This window comes from Candidatus Poriferisodalis sp., from assembly GCF_965205175.1.
Classification (GTDB): Bacteria; Actinomycetota; Acidimicrobiia; order Acidimicrobiales; family Poriferisodalaceae; genus Poriferisodalis.
Genome location: NZ_OZ242038.1, coordinates 1,654,940 through 1,672,158, shown reverse-complemented (window position 1 = coordinate 1,672,158; position 17,219 = coordinate 1,654,940). Strand labels below are relative to the sequence as shown.

General features: G+C 66.7%; 13 protein-coding genes. 8 read left to right on the top strand and 5 right to left on the bottom strand.

The genetic code is table 11. The features are described from left to right. The first annotated feature begins 188 nt into the window (after window positions 1–188). The 3 genes from ACOGI4_RS07370 (at window position 189) to ACOGI4_RS07360 (ending at window position 4,319) form a co-directional block, all read left to right on the top strand. Window positions 189–1,940 (top strand): HNH endonuclease, encoded by a 1,752-nt coding sequence (locus tag ACOGI4_RS07370; protein ID WP_419841036.1) that lies wholly within the window; start codon window positions 189–191, stop codon window positions 1,938–1,940. A gap of 115 nt (window positions 1,941–2,055) precedes the next feature. Beyond that, window positions 2,056–3,669 carry a Swt1 family HEPN domain-containing protein gene (locus tag ACOGI4_RS07365; RefSeq protein WP_419841035.1) on the top strand — a complete coding sequence of 538 codons (1,614 nt, stop codon included), beginning with the start codon at window positions 2,056–2,058 and terminating at the stop codon, window positions 3,667–3,669. 248 nt (window positions 3,670–3,917) lie between these two features. After that, window positions 3,918–4,319, top strand: a complete 402-nt coding sequence (locus ACOGI4_RS07360; RefSeq protein WP_419841034.1) for a hypothetical protein — start codon at window positions 3,918–3,920, stop codon at window positions 4,317–4,319. A 48-nt stretch (window positions 4,320–4,367) separates the two neighbouring features. Here the strand turns inward: ACOGI4_RS07360 and ACOGI4_RS07355 are convergent, their stop codons facing one another. Both ACOGI4_RS07355 and ACOGI4_RS07350 read right to left on the bottom strand, forming a co-directional pair. After that, on the bottom strand, window positions 4,368–4,760 hold the full coding sequence (locus tag ACOGI4_RS07355) for a hypothetical protein (protein WP_419841033.1): 393 nt from the start codon (window positions 4,758–4,760) through the stop codon (window positions 4,368–4,370). Between the two features lie 242 nt (window positions 4,761–5,002). Further along, window positions 5,003–5,914, bottom strand: a complete 912-nt coding sequence (locus ACOGI4_RS07350; RefSeq protein ID WP_419841032.1) for an MBL fold metallo-hydrolase — start codon at window positions 5,912–5,914, stop codon at window positions 5,003–5,005. 324 nt (window positions 5,915–6,238) lie between these two features. On the opposite strand from ACOGI4_RS07350, the gene modA reads away from it, so the two are divergent. From modA to ACOGI4_RS07330, 4 genes are all read left to right on the top strand, one after another. Then, a complete protein-coding gene (gene modA / locus ACOGI4_RS07345; protein ID WP_419841031.1) occupies window positions 6,239–7,036 on the top strand; it encodes a molybdate ABC transporter substrate-binding protein in 798 nt (265 codons plus the stop codon). An 84-nt stretch (window positions 7,037–7,120) separates the two neighbouring features. Then, the gene (gene modB / locus ACOGI4_RS07340) at window positions 7,121–7,966 is read left to right on the top strand and encodes a molybdate ABC transporter permease subunit (protein ID WP_419841030.1); all 846 of its coding nucleotides are present in this window, start codon (window positions 7,121–7,123) and stop codon (window positions 7,964–7,966) included. Continuing rightward, entirely contained in the window at window positions 7,963–9,201 is a 1,239-nt protein-coding gene (locus tag ACOGI4_RS07335; RefSeq protein ID WP_419841029.1) for a sulfate/molybdate ABC transporter ATP-binding protein, read from the top strand. The genes modB and ACOGI4_RS07335 overlap by 4 nt, the downstream gene beginning before the upstream one ends. Before the next feature lie 162 nt (window positions 9,202–9,363). Beyond that, entirely contained in the window at window positions 9,364–10,089 is a 726-nt protein-coding gene (locus ACOGI4_RS07330) for a hypothetical protein (protein ID WP_419841028.1), read from the top strand. Window positions 10,090–10,194: 105 nt separating this feature from the next. Here the strand turns inward: ACOGI4_RS07330 and ACOGI4_RS07325 are convergent, their stop codons facing one another. Together ACOGI4_RS07325 and ACOGI4_RS07320 are read right to left on the bottom strand one after the other, a co-directional pair. Continuing rightward, window positions 10,195–12,522 (bottom strand): N,N-dimethylformamidase beta subunit family domain-containing protein, encoded by a 2,328-nt coding sequence (locus ACOGI4_RS07325; RefSeq protein ID WP_419841027.1) that lies wholly within the window; start codon window positions 12,520–12,522, stop codon window positions 10,195–10,197. A 45-nt stretch (window positions 12,523–12,567) separates the two neighbouring features. Continuing rightward, window positions 12,568–12,975 carry a rhodanese-like domain-containing protein gene (locus ACOGI4_RS07320; protein ID WP_419841026.1) on the bottom strand — a complete coding sequence of 136 codons (408 nt, stop codon included), beginning with the start codon at window positions 12,973–12,975 and terminating at the stop codon, window positions 12,568–12,570. Window positions 12,976–13,128: 153 nt separating this feature from the next. Here ACOGI4_RS07320 and ACOGI4_RS07315 point away from each other — a divergent pair, with 153 nt between their 5' ends. Continuing rightward, window positions 13,129–15,594: a hydantoinase/oxoprolinase N-terminal domain-containing protein gene (locus ACOGI4_RS07315; RefSeq protein ID WP_419841025.1), complete on the top strand. Its 2,466-nt coding sequence runs from the start codon at window positions 13,129–13,131 to the stop codon at window positions 15,592–15,594. Here ACOGI4_RS07315 and ACOGI4_RS07310 read toward each other — a convergent pair. Next, the gene (locus ACOGI4_RS07310) at window positions 15,584–17,170 is read right to left on the bottom strand and encodes an amidase (protein WP_419841024.1); all 1,587 of its coding nucleotides are present in this window, start codon (window positions 17,168–17,170) and stop codon (window positions 15,584–15,586) included. The two genes, ACOGI4_RS07315 and ACOGI4_RS07310, sit on opposite strands and share 11 nt — an antisense overlap. Window positions 17,171–17,219 lie beyond the last annotated feature (49 nt).

The following is a 17,219-nucleotide window of genomic DNA, read 5'->3' as shown; positions in this document are numbered from 1 at the left end:
CATTGACGTTTTAGCACATTTTGGCCCATCACAACCTGACCCATCACGACCTGAACCGTCTCGCTGGAACGCGTTCGGCCCGTCGCGCTGCTCATCCACCGCTGCAACTCGTGAGGACTCCTAGAATGTCCGCTAGAATGTCCGCGCAAATGGTTGCTATTGAGACGGAGATGCTGTATACTCATTTCATGTTATTCGGCGACGTGGTGCGCGAGCTGGCCGCCAGCCCGGTCGATGCCGATGATGTGGGCAGCTCGGGCGACGGTGGTGGCGCCGGTTCGGTGTGGGCGACAGCTGGGTCGGCGTGGCCTAGTGAGGCGGCGGTGTGGTCCGGCGGACGGTTCGGCCGGTCTGGGAATGCTGTAGACGATGACGGCTCGGCTGGCACGTTCGCTTCGGTGACGGGTGTTGGCGCGGCTGGCTTGCTCGACGCGTCGGCTGGTCGTGACGTCGTCGAGTCAACGGTGACGGGCGGGCAGGAGGTATTGGATTCCGGCGGTGGTGTGCCGGTTTGGGGCTCGGACGATGATGAGGCTGCTGGCGGGGCGCTGGATGTCGGTCGCGGTGTGTCGCTGGAGTCCGGTGACAGGACGTCGTCGGGCGATGCGTTTGACGCGGCGGGTTTGGGGTCGTTGCGCGATGGCGAGCTGAGGGAGTTGATGGTGGAGTTGGCTGCTGAACGTGCTCGGGTGGAGGGCCGTTATATGGCGGTGGTGGGCGAGTTCGCTTCACGGAAGGGCGCGCAGTGTGCGGCGTATGTGCTTCGGGACCGGACGCGTGCGAATTGCTCGCAGGCACGCAGCGAAGCCCGACTGGGCGAAGCGCTGGTCAACCAAGGTATGACCGAGACGTTGGGGGCGTTGTGCGCCGGTGAGGTTTCGGTGGCTCATGCGCGGGTCATCGCCCGGGAGGCACCCAAGGCGCATCGGCGCAGCGAGGCCGAGTTCTTGGAGCTGTGCCGCACGTACCCGTCTGATGTGGTGGCGCGGCATCCGTTCGCGTACCAGAGCCAGCAGGTATGGGACGACTTGGCAGTCGAAGCCGCGGCGAAGGGTCTGTCGCCGGTGGACGCGGAGATCGCGTTGCAGCGGCATCAGCGCTGCGGGTCGATACGACGCGGCGACGACGGTATGTGGCTGCTGCGAGCCAAGCTTGACGCAATCACCGGGCGTCACGTGTCAACCGCGATCCAGGCAGCCGTGCGCACTGCACGCAACCGCACCAGTGACAACAGCGCGAGCGGCGGAGGTGACGGCGACTGCCTCGGCGAAGGTGCGGATCTGTCGCGTGGCCAGCTCACTGCGGACGCCATTGCGGACCTCATCGCCGGCAAGCAGCCGGCACGGCGAGCCGGCACCAGCTTGATGATCATCGCCGACTACGACCTCGTCAACGACAAGCTCACACATCCGCGTCTAGACGACGGCACTCCGCTGTCAGCACGTCTGCTCGCCGAACACGCCGTTGACGCCAAAGTGCTGCCAGCAGTGTTCAGCGCCGACTGGAAGCAACTCGCCTTGGGACAGAGCCGCAACGCGAACGACGCCCAACGGCTCGTGCTCGCCGCACGCGACCAAGGCTGCATCGGGTGCCACACCACCAGCGAGCACACGCAAGCCCACCACATCCGCCACTACGAGCACGGTGGACCCACCGACATCGACAACCTCACACTCCTGTGCGAGCCCTGCCACCACAACCTCCACGACCGCGGCGGCACCATCCACACCCCAGCCAACGGCAAACCCCAACTACAACCGCACCCGTACCAGCCACCACCGGCTCACTCAACCCGCCCGCCACCACGAGCACTCGGGCAAACCCCGGCTCCCCAGACGCAGCCAAACGACACTCTCCCTGCCGGCGTGCCCCAGACCAAGGGCTCTGGCCTGGTCGAGCACACCCCACCGACGGCTGCAGACTGCGCCCGCAGCCCCTGAGCGCTCCTCGTCGCCGCCCTGGCACGGAGCTGTCGGCGCATGGTGCTGCAAGCCGCAAGCAAAATGCGGCAGTAACCTCCAAGACGCAAGGGCACCTCTGGGGGGTAAGCGCGCCATGGACCTATCGAATGCCGAACGCATCTCACAAGCGCTGGACACCCTCGGTGCCGGATTGCGGCCTTCGTGTGAGAAGAAATGGCACCAGACCTACGGCGATGACTGGCTAACGCACGTGAGCAGCAAGCTTAGGACTTCTGCGAGCGCTCACGACATTTCGGGCACTACGTTCCTGCTGGGGGGCATGAAAGCCACTTGGGATGAGACATCTGCGCGAGCGCTTTCACCAGACGCACGGTCTCTGGTGTGCAAGGTGCACAGCACTCACACAGCATCGGCAAACAAGGAAGATTTCAGCGATGAGGACGCTATCCTAGCGTTGCATGGCATGGAACGCCTGTTGGATGAGTTTGACAGCCATGACGAGCAGCAGATCATCTACGGACTGCGCGACGATCTTATGCCGCGAACCATTTTCGGACGCATCTCTCTAGCACTGGATTTCCTAAGCCGAGGTCTGGAACCTGCGTGTGAGCAAAGGTGGCGTGACTTTTACGGAGAAGACTGGCTGACGCTCTTGGACAACAAGCTCAAGCGTTCTTGGAAAACTGGCAAAACGTCCGACCCCGCATTCCTGCTAAACGGCATGAAGGCAACTTGGAATGAGACATTTGCACCAGAGTTCTCACCAGACGTGCGGTCACTGGTGTTCGAGGTGCACAGGACCCGCAATGCATGGGCACACAAAGAGGATATCAGTCCTGATGACTCTATCCGCGCCTTGGATTCGATGGAACGTCTACTGGATGAGTTCAACTGCGGCGACGAGCAGCAGATCATCCGTGAACTGCGCTACGATCTCATGCGACAGATCATCGGTGCCAGCACGGTCGGTGAATCAACCATCGGCGCTCCTGTCCGCCAACCCCAACGTACTGAAGATCATGACTCAGAACATCAGACCACAGCAAATGCTGACTCACCGTCAGTTGGCGTTGAAACTGAGCCAAAAGCACGTCAGGGTGTTAGTAGTACAGCTGACGCGCCAAGGCATAGGTCAGCCGCAGAAACGGCAATAGCCAGTGTAGTTATGGCAAATGGACAGCATCAGCTGTACATAATGAAGCCCGTCAATCCCGCAGATCTCGGCGCTCTTATGCCAGACATAAAAGCTGCCCGACTCGAGGGTCTCCTGCACAAGACCGACACAGCCGCGAGGACGATGGCTGAGCAACCGAAACAGTTTAACTCTAGCTCTCATAATACGGCTTCTAGCTCTCATAATACGGCTTCGACGTCAGTCAGTGGCACTCGAGTCAACAACAGCCAGAGTTCCTTAGCATCTTTCAGACGGCTGTCGGAATTTGCTGTTTCAAAAGTGGGGCCAAGTCTTTCTCGAATTGTTGTCAATCCCTACAGATTCAACAACATTGACTATGACGATTTTGGCGAGTCGCTGGATCAAGCCTACGATATGTGGGGCGGAGTAACCAAAGAACCGCATTCGGAGCTAATGTCTGATGAGTATGTCTTGGCAAGATTTGAGGCGAAGACAACTTCGCGGAGATGGGATCAGATAGTCGTTCCTCTCTACGCAATGCCTGACGGGCGAGTAGTTGTACGCCAAGCTAACCTTGAAGAACTGAACGAACTCATCAGAGCAAGCGCCTAGGTGTGGCAGGTTCGAGAGATGGCTGACGCTCGGCTGACTAGGGCTAAGCCGACCCAGTCTGCGAGATGTGTTCATCGTCTGCCCCGGCGGCCGGGCGACGCCAGCGTCGCCGCGTCCATCATCGATTACAGACTTGTGCGCGGTACCGCAAAATGCTATGCTACAATATTGGATGCCAACATCGCTGCTTGCGAGATACCTGCATGCTGCTCTAGCAATCGTCCACGAACTGAGCGCGAGGATGCCCAATGAGCGACATTACCGAGAGCGACAGCGTCAACGGCAAGGCGGCGTTCCTTCAGCACGTCGGATTGCACGCCGAGGCCCGGCTCTGGATTGGTCCGCAACTGGACCTCGTCCAAGCCAGTCCAAAGGCTCTTGCGGACCCTGCTTGGCAGGCATACCCCGGCGACAAATGGGGTGCCGTAACCTCAGAGAGCGTTCCGGTAGGCACCCATGTTCTCGCGATGATTCGCACCAGCTCTGGAAAGACGTGGGATCAGATCATGGTATCAGTTGACGAAACCTGGACGGGCTCAACGCTGCGCAAGTTGACCGCCGATGAACTGAGAGCCATCTTTCCTGACGAACTCCGGCAGCTTGTGCAACGGCTATCCAAGTACATTCAGCGCTTCCAGCGATTTGCCTGATACGATTGCTCGCGAGGAGCAATGCAGCAGCGATTGCAGACTCGTAAGTCACAGGTATGTCGGACCTAGAGCTGCTTCAGCGGAATCGTCGACACTCGGTTCTACTCGAAGCTGATGGCCAGCTTTCCGATGACTGACAAAGTCATTCGGATCAAGTCCAGCTCCATCTAGTGCTTCTTCCCAACCGCTAAATCCGAATTGCTCAACCATCGCTTGCGCAATTTTCTTCCATTGAGGATTACGGCTGGACTTCGTCGCGCGTAACCTGATGCCACAGTCCTCAAAAGCATGGCCATCACAGGCCTGTATCAGCATCTGACGAAGCAAGTCATATTGGCGTGCCGCTGCGTCCTTGGCTGCTTTGGCGATACGTAAGGCCTCAAGAAGCTCTTCGGCACCGACGAACCTCTGCTGTAGCGTGACCAAATCGTATGGCTTCATGGCGGGTAACGTTCCTCCTCTTGCTCAGTCAACGAGGTTGCCGCAGGTTCAGTGCTACAATATGCTGCTTGACGCTATTCGACGGTGAACTTACGCTGGTCAGCTCCCGCGGCAAGCGTGTTCACCGTTCGCTAAGCGGCGCGCCCCAAGAGCGTCGCCGTTGCCGTGATTCGAAATGGGCGAGGCGGCAAACCGCCAGCGTCTACCGATGCCGGCTGCGGTTGCTTCATGGCAGGATCTCTTCATGGCAGAATCTTGGTGGACTCCAGGTAGCCGGGTTCTAGCAACTCGGCGTTGGGGGTCACGCGGGCTAGCTCGGCGGCGATGCTGGTGGTGTCGGTGGCGACGGAGAACCCGGGCAGCCAGTTGTCGTGATGTCCGAGGATGATCTTGCGCGGCTGCAGCATGTCGGCTTGGCGGCCGATGAACTGCGCTAGCGATCCTTGAATGGGCTCGCCGTCGATGTTGCCGCGGCCTGCGGCGGCGAGGATGGCTACGTCAGGACGCAAGTCCCCCATGACGCCCGACCAGTGCCCGGACGTATCCTGGAACAGCACGGAGCCCTCAGGCGCCTCGATCAAGTACAACAACGCTCCCCCGTCGCCCCGATCGCTGTGACCAGCAGCCGATACGGCAATGTGCGCACTGGTGGCGGGATCGACCTCGCTGGTCAAGTAACTCATCAGCTCGGCGAGACGCTGCTGCTGTTCCTGCCAGGTGACGCCCAAGTCGCCTAGGCAGACCTCGTCGGGCTGGTCCATCTGCGTGTGAGACCACACGCAGGAGTGCTGGCTCGGGTACACCGACACTCGCACGCCCCCGCCGCGCCCGCCACGGCTCAAGTCCACCGTCTCGCCCCCAGCCACACAGATCATGCGCTCTGCCGGCACACCAGCCTCAGCCATGAGGCGCACCGACTCATACGACGCGATCAACGTGGCGTCGGTGTTGGCGAGGATCCGCTCCGCACCGTAGAGGTGATCGAAGTGCGAATGGCCGACCAGCACCCAATCGGCCTCGTTCACATCGTCGGCGGACAAGCCCGGACCAGCGGCGTTCGACGCCCGGTCGATGTAGGCGTCCAGAAACACCGTCAAGCCGGCTGTGCGCAGACGGAAGGTCGCGCATCCGTACCAATCCAACGTCGTTGCCATGAACTGAACCCTATGTCTTGGCTCGACGGCCGCTCAGCCGTCGCACGAGCTGTCCGGCTCGCACGACCGATTGCATCAATACCTCGACCTGATGGCCACACGATGGCCGAACGACCAAAGCACTGTGCCGCTCCGAGAGATCGCACCGTGGCATGGCCTTCGCGAGACGTTTCGCCGGCATTGGCGAGTGTCCCCTGCCGCACGCTGGGGTAGCTGCGGCACACTGGCTCACCAATGGATGGCAGGGCCGCAGCTACCCAGCGTGCCCGTGTCTGGCGCCGTCGACGGTGCCGGAGACGCAGCGAGCCGCCGTCCGTTGGCGCGTTGGCGCTCACAGTCGTGTTGCTGTCGGCTGTCGGGGCCTCGGCCGTCGGGGTGTTGGCCGCCGGATGCGCACAGGTTCGCGCCAACAGCCAGACCAACCCCGCCAGCGGCGGTGCGCTCAGCGGCGAGTTGCATGTGCTGGTTGCCGCCTCGTTGCTGCCGGTGGCCGAAGTGCTCGCCGACGGATTCGAGACGGCGCACCCCGGCCTCAAGGTGCAGGTCGTTGCGGCCGGCAGCGCGGCGCTGCGCGAGCACGTGCTCGCCGGTGCTCCCGCCGACGTGTTCATCCCTGCCGACCCGATGCATCTCGAGACCGTTCAAGACCATGTCGGCTTGGCACACGGGCCAGTGATCGTGGCTCGCAATTCGCTGGTGCTCGCCGTGCCGGCCCGCAACGACGCCGGCGTCGCAGCGCTCGCCGACTTGGCACGGCGGGAACTGCTGATCGGACTGTGCGCGGCCGAGGTGCCCTGCGGCGCGCTGGCCCGACGGGGCCTGACGCAAGCCGGAATCCAGCCGGCACCCGATACTGAGGAACCAAACGTTCGAGCGCTGGTCACCAAGCTCGCAGCAGGCGAACTCGACGCAGCAGTCGTGTACGCGAGCGACGCACGGCCCGCCGACAATCGAGCCATCGTGAGCTTGGGATGGACCGCGGGGACGGCGCCCGAAGCGACTTACGCTGCCGGCGTGCCATCAGACGCTCCGCACCTCGCCGGCGCCGAAGCGTTCGTCGCGTACCTGCAGTCCGAGGCGGCACATCGGGCGTTCGCCGACTTCGGCTTCGCAGCGCCGTGATGCGCAGACCACGATGCTCAGCCGGCTGACGCACGACGCCCAGACTCGCCGCTGCATGTCTCGCAGGCCCAGGGCTCGCCGCCCGTGAACGCCGACGCTGCGGAATCTGGCATCCACCGGCGCGGCGGGCACGAGGCGCGCCGCACGCCTCGCGTGCTGCCGCCGTGGCCGGTAGCCGTGCTTGCCGCCGGCGGCGGAGTGCTGTTCGCCCTGCCCGTGGTGGGGCTTGCGGCACGGACGCCGTGGACCGGCCTGTGGTCGCATCTGTCAAGCAGGTTCGTGATCGATGCGGCAACGCTCTCGGTGGTGTCGTCGGTGGCAGCAGCAGTCGTCGCGGCCGCAGTCGGCGTACCGCTGGCATGGGTGCTCGCCCGCGCGCCATTTCGCGGACGCACAACACTGCGGGCCCTCGTCACACTGCCCATGGTGCTGCCGCCGGTGGTCGGCGGCGCAGCGCTGCTGTTCGCGCTCGGCAGGCGGGGCGTGGTCGGCGGACCGCTGCACGACGCCACCGGCCTGCTGCTGCCGTACTCGATCTGGGGCGTCATCTTGGCAAACGCCTTCGTGGCCACACCGATGGTGATCCTGACCGTCGAAGGTGCACTCCGGAACCTCGATCCGCGCTACGAGCACGCCGCCGCCACGCTGGGGGCGTCACGGCTGCGCGTGCTGTGGCGGGTCACGCTGCCGATGATCGGCCCCGCTGTAGCCGTCGCCGTGTTGCTGGCATGGGCTCGAGCCCTCGGTGAGTTCGGTGCGACAGTGACGTTCGCCGGCAACCTCGGAGGCCGCACCCAGACGCTGCCGCTCGCCGTGTTCGTGGCACTCGAATCTGATCGTGACGCAGCGGTCGCCATCAGCCTGGTGCTGGTGGCGCTGTCGCTGGGACTGCTCATCGCCCTGCGCGACCGCTGGTGGCCGAGCCGATGAGCGACGCCGGCACTGGCACAGCTCCGGGCGCGCTGGATGCACAGATTCGGCTGCGCCGCGGTGAGTTCGACCTAGACGTACACGTGCAGGTCGAAGCGGGCGAGACCGCGGCGCTGCTCGGTCCGAACGGGGCCGGCAAGTCGACCATTGTGGCTGCCGTGGCGGGGCTGCTGCCGCTCGACGACGGCATCGTTCGCCTAGGCGAACGCGTCCTCGACGACCCGTCGGCGGGAAATTTCGTACCGCCCGAACAACGCGGCATCGGCGTGGTGTTCCAAGAACTCGTTCTGTTCGAACATCTCAGCGCGCTCGACAACGTGGCATTCGGCTTGACGGCGCGCGGCGTGCGCCGAGCCGATGCTCGCGCTCGGGCCCAGCCCTGGCTCGACGCCATGGACCTTGGCGATCTCGGACGGCGCCGTCCTCGCGCCCTGTCGGGCGGGCAACGTCAACGGGTGGCGTTGGCACGTGCTCTGGCCTGCGAACCGCTGCTGCTGCTGGCTGACGAGCCGCTCGGCTCGCTGGATGTGTCAGCACGCAACCGTTTGCGGCGCAACTTGGCTGCGCATCTCACCGGCAATCGCAACGCCGCCGGCACCGGCCCGTCGTCGATGCCACTGCCTGCGACCGCCGATGTGCCGCTCAATATTCCGCGTCTGCTGATCACGCACGATCCCGCCGATGCGTTCGTTCTGGCAGACCGGGTACACATCGTCGAGCACGGTCGCCTCACCCAGTCAGGCACACCGACTCAGCTGCGGCGTGCGCCGGCAACGCCATACGCCGCCGAACTGTCCGGCATCAACCTCATGCGCGGCACCGCGAACAGCGGCGAGATCACGGTGAAGCCTGGCGATGCCTACAGTGACGGCGACCGCTCGGCGGCGACCGGCCCGCTCGCTCGCGGCAGCCGTCGCGGCGAAGGCCGCAGCCAGATGGTGCTGCACGCTGCCGATACGAGCGTGCGCGGACCCGTCCTGATCACGATTCACCCTCGGGCGATTGCGCTGCACCGCGAACGGCCCAGCGGCAGCCCGCGCAACGTCTGGCGCACCACGACCGAAGCCGTCGAGCCGCTCGGCGACATCACTCGGGTGCTGCTCGGACCGCCGTTGCCGCTCACCGCCGACATCACGCCCGGCGCTGCGCACGAGCTGCTGATTCGCCCCGGCACCAGCCTGTGGGCGTCCGTCAAGGCCACAGAACTCGAGCTCGCCCCCGACGTCGGTCGCTGAGCGGCCACGATGCCGGTTCGGAAGTGTCAAGTCCCTGTGACGCAGTGTGACGCAGTGCCCAGTCTCAGCGAACCAGTCTCAGCGAACCAGTCTCAGTGAAGCCGACACTCGTGGCCGGTACGCTCCCGCAACGATGAACGCACCGATCAGCGGAACCGGGCCATGAGCGAATATCGGCGCGGCACCCGAGTAGTGGCGACAGAGGACCTGCCCGGAATCCCCGAGGGCACGCCGGGCAAGTGCGGTCGAGGTCTCGGATTCGCGATCAAGCGCTACCGCGTGCGGTTCGACAACGGTGTCGAGGCCATCTCGGTGGCTCACAGCAAGCTCGTGCCCGAAGCCGAGTGGCCGCAATTCCTAGCCAAACGGGCGCGTGCAGAAGTCGAGGCAGCCCAAGAGCGAGCCCGCGTGGCCGAAGCCCGAGCGGCAGCGGCGGAATCCCGCGGGCTGCCGGCTGCGAGCCCAGCCGATACTGCCGAAGCAACCGCTGCAATGTCCCCTGCGGCGGCTGAGGCAGATGCCGCGCCGCCCACCAATGAGAACGCCGGCCCCAAGGGCACCGGCGACTCGAGTGCCAGCAGCGATAGCGCCGACGACCCACGGCTGGCGGCGCTGCTGAACCGCTCCAAGACTGCACGAGCGGCGACGGGGGTGCCAGCACCGACAGCCGCGCCGGCACCGGCTGTCTCGGCCCCTGCGGTCGACGACGCCACTAGCACGGATGCCGTCGGCGGCACTGACGAGCCGCCGGCTCGCACGGCACCGCCTGCCGGCCCCGAGCGGGCCGATATTCCGGAGTTCGTGCCTGGCCCAGAGGTGGATCCCGGCTACGCCCCAGCGGCCAACCGCGTCAGTGAGCTCCTAGAGCAGGTGCGCAGCCGGAGCTGAACGTTCGAGCCGGGCCTCGCTCGTGCCGGCACTCCCACGCACGCACGCTCACGCACTCAACTCACCGTCTCAACTGACGCTCCGCTGACTCACGGTGACTCAGGCTCACGGTGATTCCGGCGGCATCGGGAACGGCGCAGGGTCCGCAAAGCGTCGCACCACATTGGCCGTGATGCGTGCGACGTCGTTGTCGAATCCGTCGCGTGCCAATGCGCCGAACCACGAGATCGACCCGACCGAGAACACCGCTCCGCCGTTGGGCGTCTCATAGAACACGATGTCCGCTCGCACCATCGGATCGGGCGTGGGAACGTACACAGAGGCTTCGAATTCCTCTTTGGTGCGGAGCATGTCGGGTCCGAACGTCGTGGCCGAGGCCAGCACCACGGCGTGGCTCGGCGAGCCGAGCTGTGCGTCGTAGCGGTCGACTTCCTGGCCGGCGGCGCCACCCCCCAGCCCCGAGGTGCCGATGCGCTCCCCCGGCACCCCGTCCAGAATCCACGCGGCACGCGAAGCGTCGGTACCCGGATCACGGACGAACCACGTGGCTTGCTCGAACCCTTGCGCAGCGAAGCCGACGCCGCAGATCTCATTCGGCGCCCGACCTTGGCGGCGCCACAGTCCGCCGTACTCGCCGCCCCAGGCGTGGTAGCTCTCCCCCGGCCCGGTCTGCCAGTTCCGCACTCCGTCCTCTGCTCTGCGCAGCTCGACGGCGCCCGGCCACTCGTCGCTGAAGGCCACTCGCCAGTAGAAGCCGTTGCCGCCGAGATACATCAGACGACCGCCGGCGCGCTGCCAGTCGGCCAGCGCGTCCAGCATGGCCGTGGACCAGTACTCGGGATGGCTGCCGGTCACCAGCACTCGGTACGGGGCGATGGCTTCGAGGCCCTCTGCATGCAGATCTTCGTCGGTGACGATGTCGTGGCCGACCTCGAGATGCTCCAAGAAGGCATTGATGTCGGTGTCAGGTGTGAAGTTCCAGCCGTCGGCCCCCGGACGCAGGTTGAGCACCGGTCGGCGGCGAGAGCTGAACATCACCCCGCTGCCGTCGGGGTGCTTCTCGTAGTGGCTGCGGCCCAGCTCGGGATGATCCCGGATGTAGGCATGCTCGGGCCGCAGGCGAGTCTTGGTCGGAATGAAGTCAGCGCCTTCGAACAGCATCCGATGATTGGCATAGGCCAAGTAGGTGGCCGTCGGCATCAGCAGCGCCACATCGGCTGTGGGCGCGCTGGCAGCGGGGCGGACGAAGATGGGCACACGGTCCTGGCCGAACTCGCTGCGCACTCGGAAGGCGTAGATGCCGCTGGTCAGATCGTGCGGCAGGGTCGTCTCGACAGTGGTGTGCCAGCCCGCGTCGTACAGGTCGTCGTGATGGAAGTGTACGGCGTCGTAGTGCGAGAGGTTGTCGCTCCAGCGGTGTGCGGTGCCGTCCCAGGCGGGGCCGGTGATCGCCCGTGTCGGCAGTTGATGCAACACGACCGGCCCGCACTGGACCCTGCAGCCGGCAACCTCGGCGGGCACGGAACGTCCCGCCGGGTCGGCGGAGAAATCCCAGGAGACGCCGGCCTCGCCGCAACGCAGCATCGGCCGTGCCAGCCGGCCGTCGCATCGTTCGCCTCCGGGTCCGCCGGCCAGCCACAGCGACACGGGCGCCAGCACACCGCCGCCCGCCTGCGGCTCGAAGCCGGCAGTAGTGCCCACGCCGTGCCACCGCACACCTTCGTGCGTGTCGCCGCCCGGCTCGGCACCCAGTGACTGCGCCGCCAGGTCGCTCAGCCGGTCTCCCTCGGTCGCGTCGCGTCCAGGCGAGTCCGAGCGCGCAGTGGCGATGCCAGCGCACAACACGCCGGCCGCGAGGTCCAGTTCTGCGTCGAACAGGTACCAGCGATTGCGGGTCAGCGGCCGAGCGTCGATGACCGCCTCCAGCCCGCCGTCGACTGCGGCGCTCGACACGACAGCGCGCCCGTCGCGCAGCTCCAGGCGAAGCGCCTCCACCAGCAACCAGGCCTCGGCCTGCGTCTCAGCGGGCGTTGCAGAGGCGGGCGCAGCTGGGACTGGCGCTGCGGTGACAGGCGTTGCGGCGACTCGGGCGCACAGGGTCGCTATCCGCGCTGGGCGGTCCAGCAAGGTCGGCATCACCCACAACCGCAGGCCGAGGCGCCCAACGCTCGGCAGGCCGTCGAGTGCAGCGACGCCGTAGGAGCCGGGAGTGAGCGGCTGCTCGTCGAGGATCAACTGCCCGCTGCCGGCCTCAGGAACCGGTCGTTCGTCGAAGCCGGGGCCGTAGCGGGTCGGGTCGCCGCAGACGATCTGCGTGATGTCCACCTCGGCCGGTCCTCGCTGATGCGACGACGCCATGAGCCGGACCGACTCGCCGGCACGCACGGTCCACGGCTCGCAGTAGCCGGTGATCTGCTTGGGCGAGCCTGTCATGGCGCTACGCCGCAGCGGCGGAGCAGGAGCGATCGCACGCGTCGCTCAGCGCTGCGATCTGAACGTCTCGTAGTCGGTCACCGGCATGCCGTCTGCGTGCCAGCCGCCGAAACCGGTCACGACATGGCTGACCTTGGGCACGCCCATGTCCTGCATGGTGTCGGCAGACAAGGCTGAGCGGGCGCCGCCGGCGCAGCACAGGATGAACTCGCGGTCCTCAGCAAAGACCGCTTTGGCGTAGGGCGAGTCGGGCGAGACCCAGAACTCGAGCATGCCCCGGGGCGTGTGCATCGCACCAGGGATGGCGCCGTCTCGCTGGAGTTCGCGCACGTCTCGGATGTCCACGATCAGGGCGCCTTCCTCGGTGACGCGGCGGTGTGCCTCCGCCGGTGAGATGTTGTCGATGCGGGTCTTGGCCTCTGCGACCATCTCGTTGACTGATTTGACACCCATGGCTTCCTCCTCGCGCTCTCGATGAGCTGATGTCACTGGGTTGATGTCACTGGCTGCAGTCTCACCGATGCGAGCGCCGCCGTCCAGCCGCCCGAGCCGGCCCGACGCAGGGACCGCAGCTGTGACGCGAGGACGGCTGGCACACTGGAAGCGGTGACCACGCCGCGCCGGACGCCGTCGAGCCCCTGGTGCCTCGGCATCGACACCGGCGGCACCTTCACCGACGCAGTCGTGTACTGCTCCGACACGCGTCGGGTCCTTGCGTCGGCGAAGATCCCGACTCGGCACGAGGATCTTCGCGGCTGCGTCGTGGAGGCGATGCGCGACGTCTTGACGCGATGCGGCGAATCGGGCGATGCGACTGGGCGGCGCCCTGGCGTGGACCGCTCTGCCATGGACATAGGGGCGGCAGACCTTGCGGCCAACATTGGGGTCGTGGCCGTCTCCACGACGCTGGCCACCAATGCGGTCGTCGAAGGCACCGGGCGGCCTGCGGGGCTGGTGGCCATCGGCTTGGCGCCCGAAGCGCTGGCCCGCGTCGGTCTGTATGCGGACATGGCTGCATTCATGGATGGGCCGATCCTCAGCCCGTCCGAAGGTGCCCCCGCCGCCGACGCCAGCCCCCGAGGCTCAGCAGGCACAGGCAGCCGGCTTGCCGCAGCACCGGTGGTGCTCATCGACGGCGGACACAACGCCCACGGCGAGGAACTCGCACCGCTCGACCTCGACGAGCTCGTCGGCTGGCTCAGCCGCATCGACGGCTCGGTCGAGGCGTACGGCGTCGCAGCGCAGTTCAGCGTTCGCAACCCAGCCCACGAACGTCAGGCCCGGGACGCAATCCGCGAACGCTGCGGCAAGCCGGTGACGTGCAGCCACGAACTGACCCCGAAGCTCGACGGCCCTCGCCGCGCCGTCACGACGCTGCTCAACGCGCAGCTCATCCCGGTGACTGCTCGCTTCGCCGAAGCCATTCGTGCAGCGATGGACGCGCTGGAACTGGACGCTCCGCTGATGGTGGTGCGCGCAGACGGCACCTTGGCCGCAGCCGAGTTCGCGATCCGACGTCCGATCGAGATCGTGCATTCAGGGCCTGCGGCCAGCGTCATCGGCGCCCGTCACCTTGCGGCATCTGCACCAGCAAGCCGCGAAGCGCTTGACGAGGCCGGGCTGGTGGTGGACATCGGCGGCACCACCACCGACATCGCGGCAATCCGTGGCGGTGCCGTGGTGAGCACCCGCAGCCGCGACAGCGCCGAGACAGCGACGGTAGGCGGTCACGCCACGATGGTCGCAGCGATGCCGACGGTGACCGTAGGTCTGGGCGGCGACAGCGAGATCTGGATTCCGCCTCATGGACGCCGGGGGGAGCTGGCCGTGGGGCCTCGACGGGTGATGCCGTTGTGCGTCGCGGCCGTGCGGCATCCGCGGGTGGTGATGCCGATGCTGATGCGCCAGCTCGGCGTCGATCGACCGCTCGCCGAATGCGGGCAAGTGCTGCTGCGCGCGGGCGCCGCCGTCCCCGACACGGTGCATGCAGATCGCACCGGCCGCGGTGACATCGACGCCGAGGTCCTCCGCCTGCTCGACGAAGCCGGCGGCGCGCTTGCGCTTGACGAACTCCAGCGGTCTGCTCGCGGGCGCAGCGCACTGGAGCGACTCGAACGCGGCGGTCTCGTGCGGCGCGCAGCGCTGACGCCGACCGACGCCTGCGTCGTGCTCGGACTGATCGACGCAGCCGCCACGCGCGATGGCGACGCTGCAACGGCCGGCGCCGAGCTGTTCAGCCGCCGATGCGACCGCTACGGCGTGCGCATCGGCAGCGGGGCCGGCGACCTGTGCCGTCGTATCGTGCAGCAGTTGGTGCGCAGCGTCACCGAAGCGCTGCTCGCCGTAGCGCTCGGTGCCGACGGCGTCGCGCGGAGCGAGATCGACCAGCAGTTCGTGCAGGCAGCTCTGGACCGTCGCCGTCGCGCTTGGGGCCGAACCGCTGCCGGCGGCGTCGACGGCGCTGACGCCAGCCTTCGCGACGAGCCGCTGTGGGGCTTGCTCGGCGCCGACGACCCGCGCAGCGCCGCAATCGCAGACCAGGGCACGCGACGCAGCGCCGGCCGGCTCGTCAGCCAGGAGGTCCCGCGGCTGGCCGAGCCGCCTCGGCTGTCACGTATCGACATCGGCGCTCAGGTTCCTGTGATCGCCATCGGGGCCCCGGCGAGCACCTACGCCCCGCTCGCTGCGGCGCTGCTCGGCACCGAGGCCGTCGTCCCAGCACATGCCGAGGTCGCCAACGCCGTCGGCGCAGCTGTCGCCCAGGTGCGGATCACCAAGCGGATCACCGTGACTGCCCCGCGTCGCGGCAGTTACCGGGCCCACTTGGGAGACGACCCTCCGCTGTGGCACAGTCTCAACGCCGCACGCGCCTGGGCCACCGCGCAAGCAACTGACGCGGCGCTGTCCGATGCGGTCGCGGCCGGTGCCACGGATCCTGTCGTCACCGTCGACTGGGCGACGCGTACCGCCCCGAGCAACGGACGCGAACTCTTCGTGGAGGCCACGCTGCGGGTCACCGCCGCAGGCCCGCCCGCGTCACGCGCACACAGCGTGGAACGAACTAGCGGCTAACCGGCGGCACCGGCGCAGATGACGGAGCCGCGGCATGCACCAGGCGCCCCTCGCTGCGGCACGCCGTGCGCATGCTCGAGAGCCAAGCAGTGTCGGGAACTGGCCGCGCCGTCACCGGGTCGTCGGCGAAGGCGGCTTCGAGCGCTGCAGCAATGCCCAAGAGCCGTCGGTCGCTGTAGCTCGGGCCCACGAGTTGCAGGCCGAACGGCGTGCCTTGCGCGTCCCGACCGCACGGCAGCGCCGTCGTGGGCAGACCCACCACGGTGAGCGCAGCCGACAGCCCGAGCCACGCCATGTAGTTGCTCACTGCCCGGCCGTCGATCTCGGCGGGGTACAGCTGGTGCCAGTCGAAGGGCGGCACGCTGACGCCAGGACATATCAGCACGTCGAAGGTGTCGAACAACGCGTCGGCCGCTCGGTACAGGTCGATCTGGCGTCGTCGAGCCTTGGCGACGTCGAGCACGGTGGTGCTCAACGCCTCGTCGTAGGTGGCCCGGATGTTCGGATTGAAGCCGCCGTCAGCACCGCTCGCCGGAATGTGGACGTCGTCGTCGAACTGGTGGTCGACCTGCTGGTCGAACTGATGGATGCTGCGGTGGTAGTTGACCGCGAACACGTCGGACCGGAGCTGCCAGTCCACCTCCAGCGCGTCGCTGAGGTCGACGTCGGCCTGCTCCACCGAACCTGCCATCCCAGCCAGCCGTTCGACCCGGTCCCCGAAGACCTCTCGCACCGCATCGGACACCAGCAGTCCGCCCAAGTCGGCGCTGACACCCACCCGCAGCGCCGCCACGTCGACCTCAGGCACCGAGGCGAAGGCGGCAGCATCCAAGGGGAACGCCATCGGATCACGGCGGGACGAGCGATCACGTCCAGCTACCACCGACAGCAGCAACGCTGCGTCGCCGACCGTGCGGGCCATGGGTCCCTGCACGCTGTAGTTCGTTCTGGCGATCGTGCGCTCGTCATGCGCCACGGTGCCGGGCGTGGAGCGGTGGGCGACCACCCCGCAGTACGACGCAGGGATGCGCAGGCTGCCGCCGTGGTCCGACCCTGTGGCGAGCGGCGCCATCCCGCACGCCAGCGCCACTGCCGAACCTCCGGAGCTGCCGCCGCAGGTCAGCGACGGGTCGAACGGGTTGCCGGTGGCGCCGAAGAGCCGGTTGACGGTGTTGGCGCCGATGCTCAGCTCGGGAGTGTTGGTCTTGCCGATGACGACGGCACCGGCACCGCGCACGCGGGCCACGATGCCGTCGTCGGCATCGGGCACATGGCGGGCGAACGGCACCGCGCCGTAGGTCGTCATCAGACCGGCGGTTGCCTGGATGTCCTTGATCGCCACCGGCAGGCCGGCCAGCGGGCCGAGCGGCTCGCCCCGTACACGGACGCTGTCGATCCGACGGGCCGTCGCCCGCGCCGCGTCGTCATCGCGGCCGATCAGCGCGTTCACTGCCGGATCGACCGCCGCGACCCGCTCCAAGCAGGACTCCAGCAACTCCGTCGCGGACAGCTCCCCGGCACCCATCAGCTCCAGCGCACGTGTCGCCGACAGGTCGCACGGCTGAGTCTGAGTCATCACCACAGCGTTGCACATCGCCAGCCGACGTCGGCTGTTACCTGGCGCG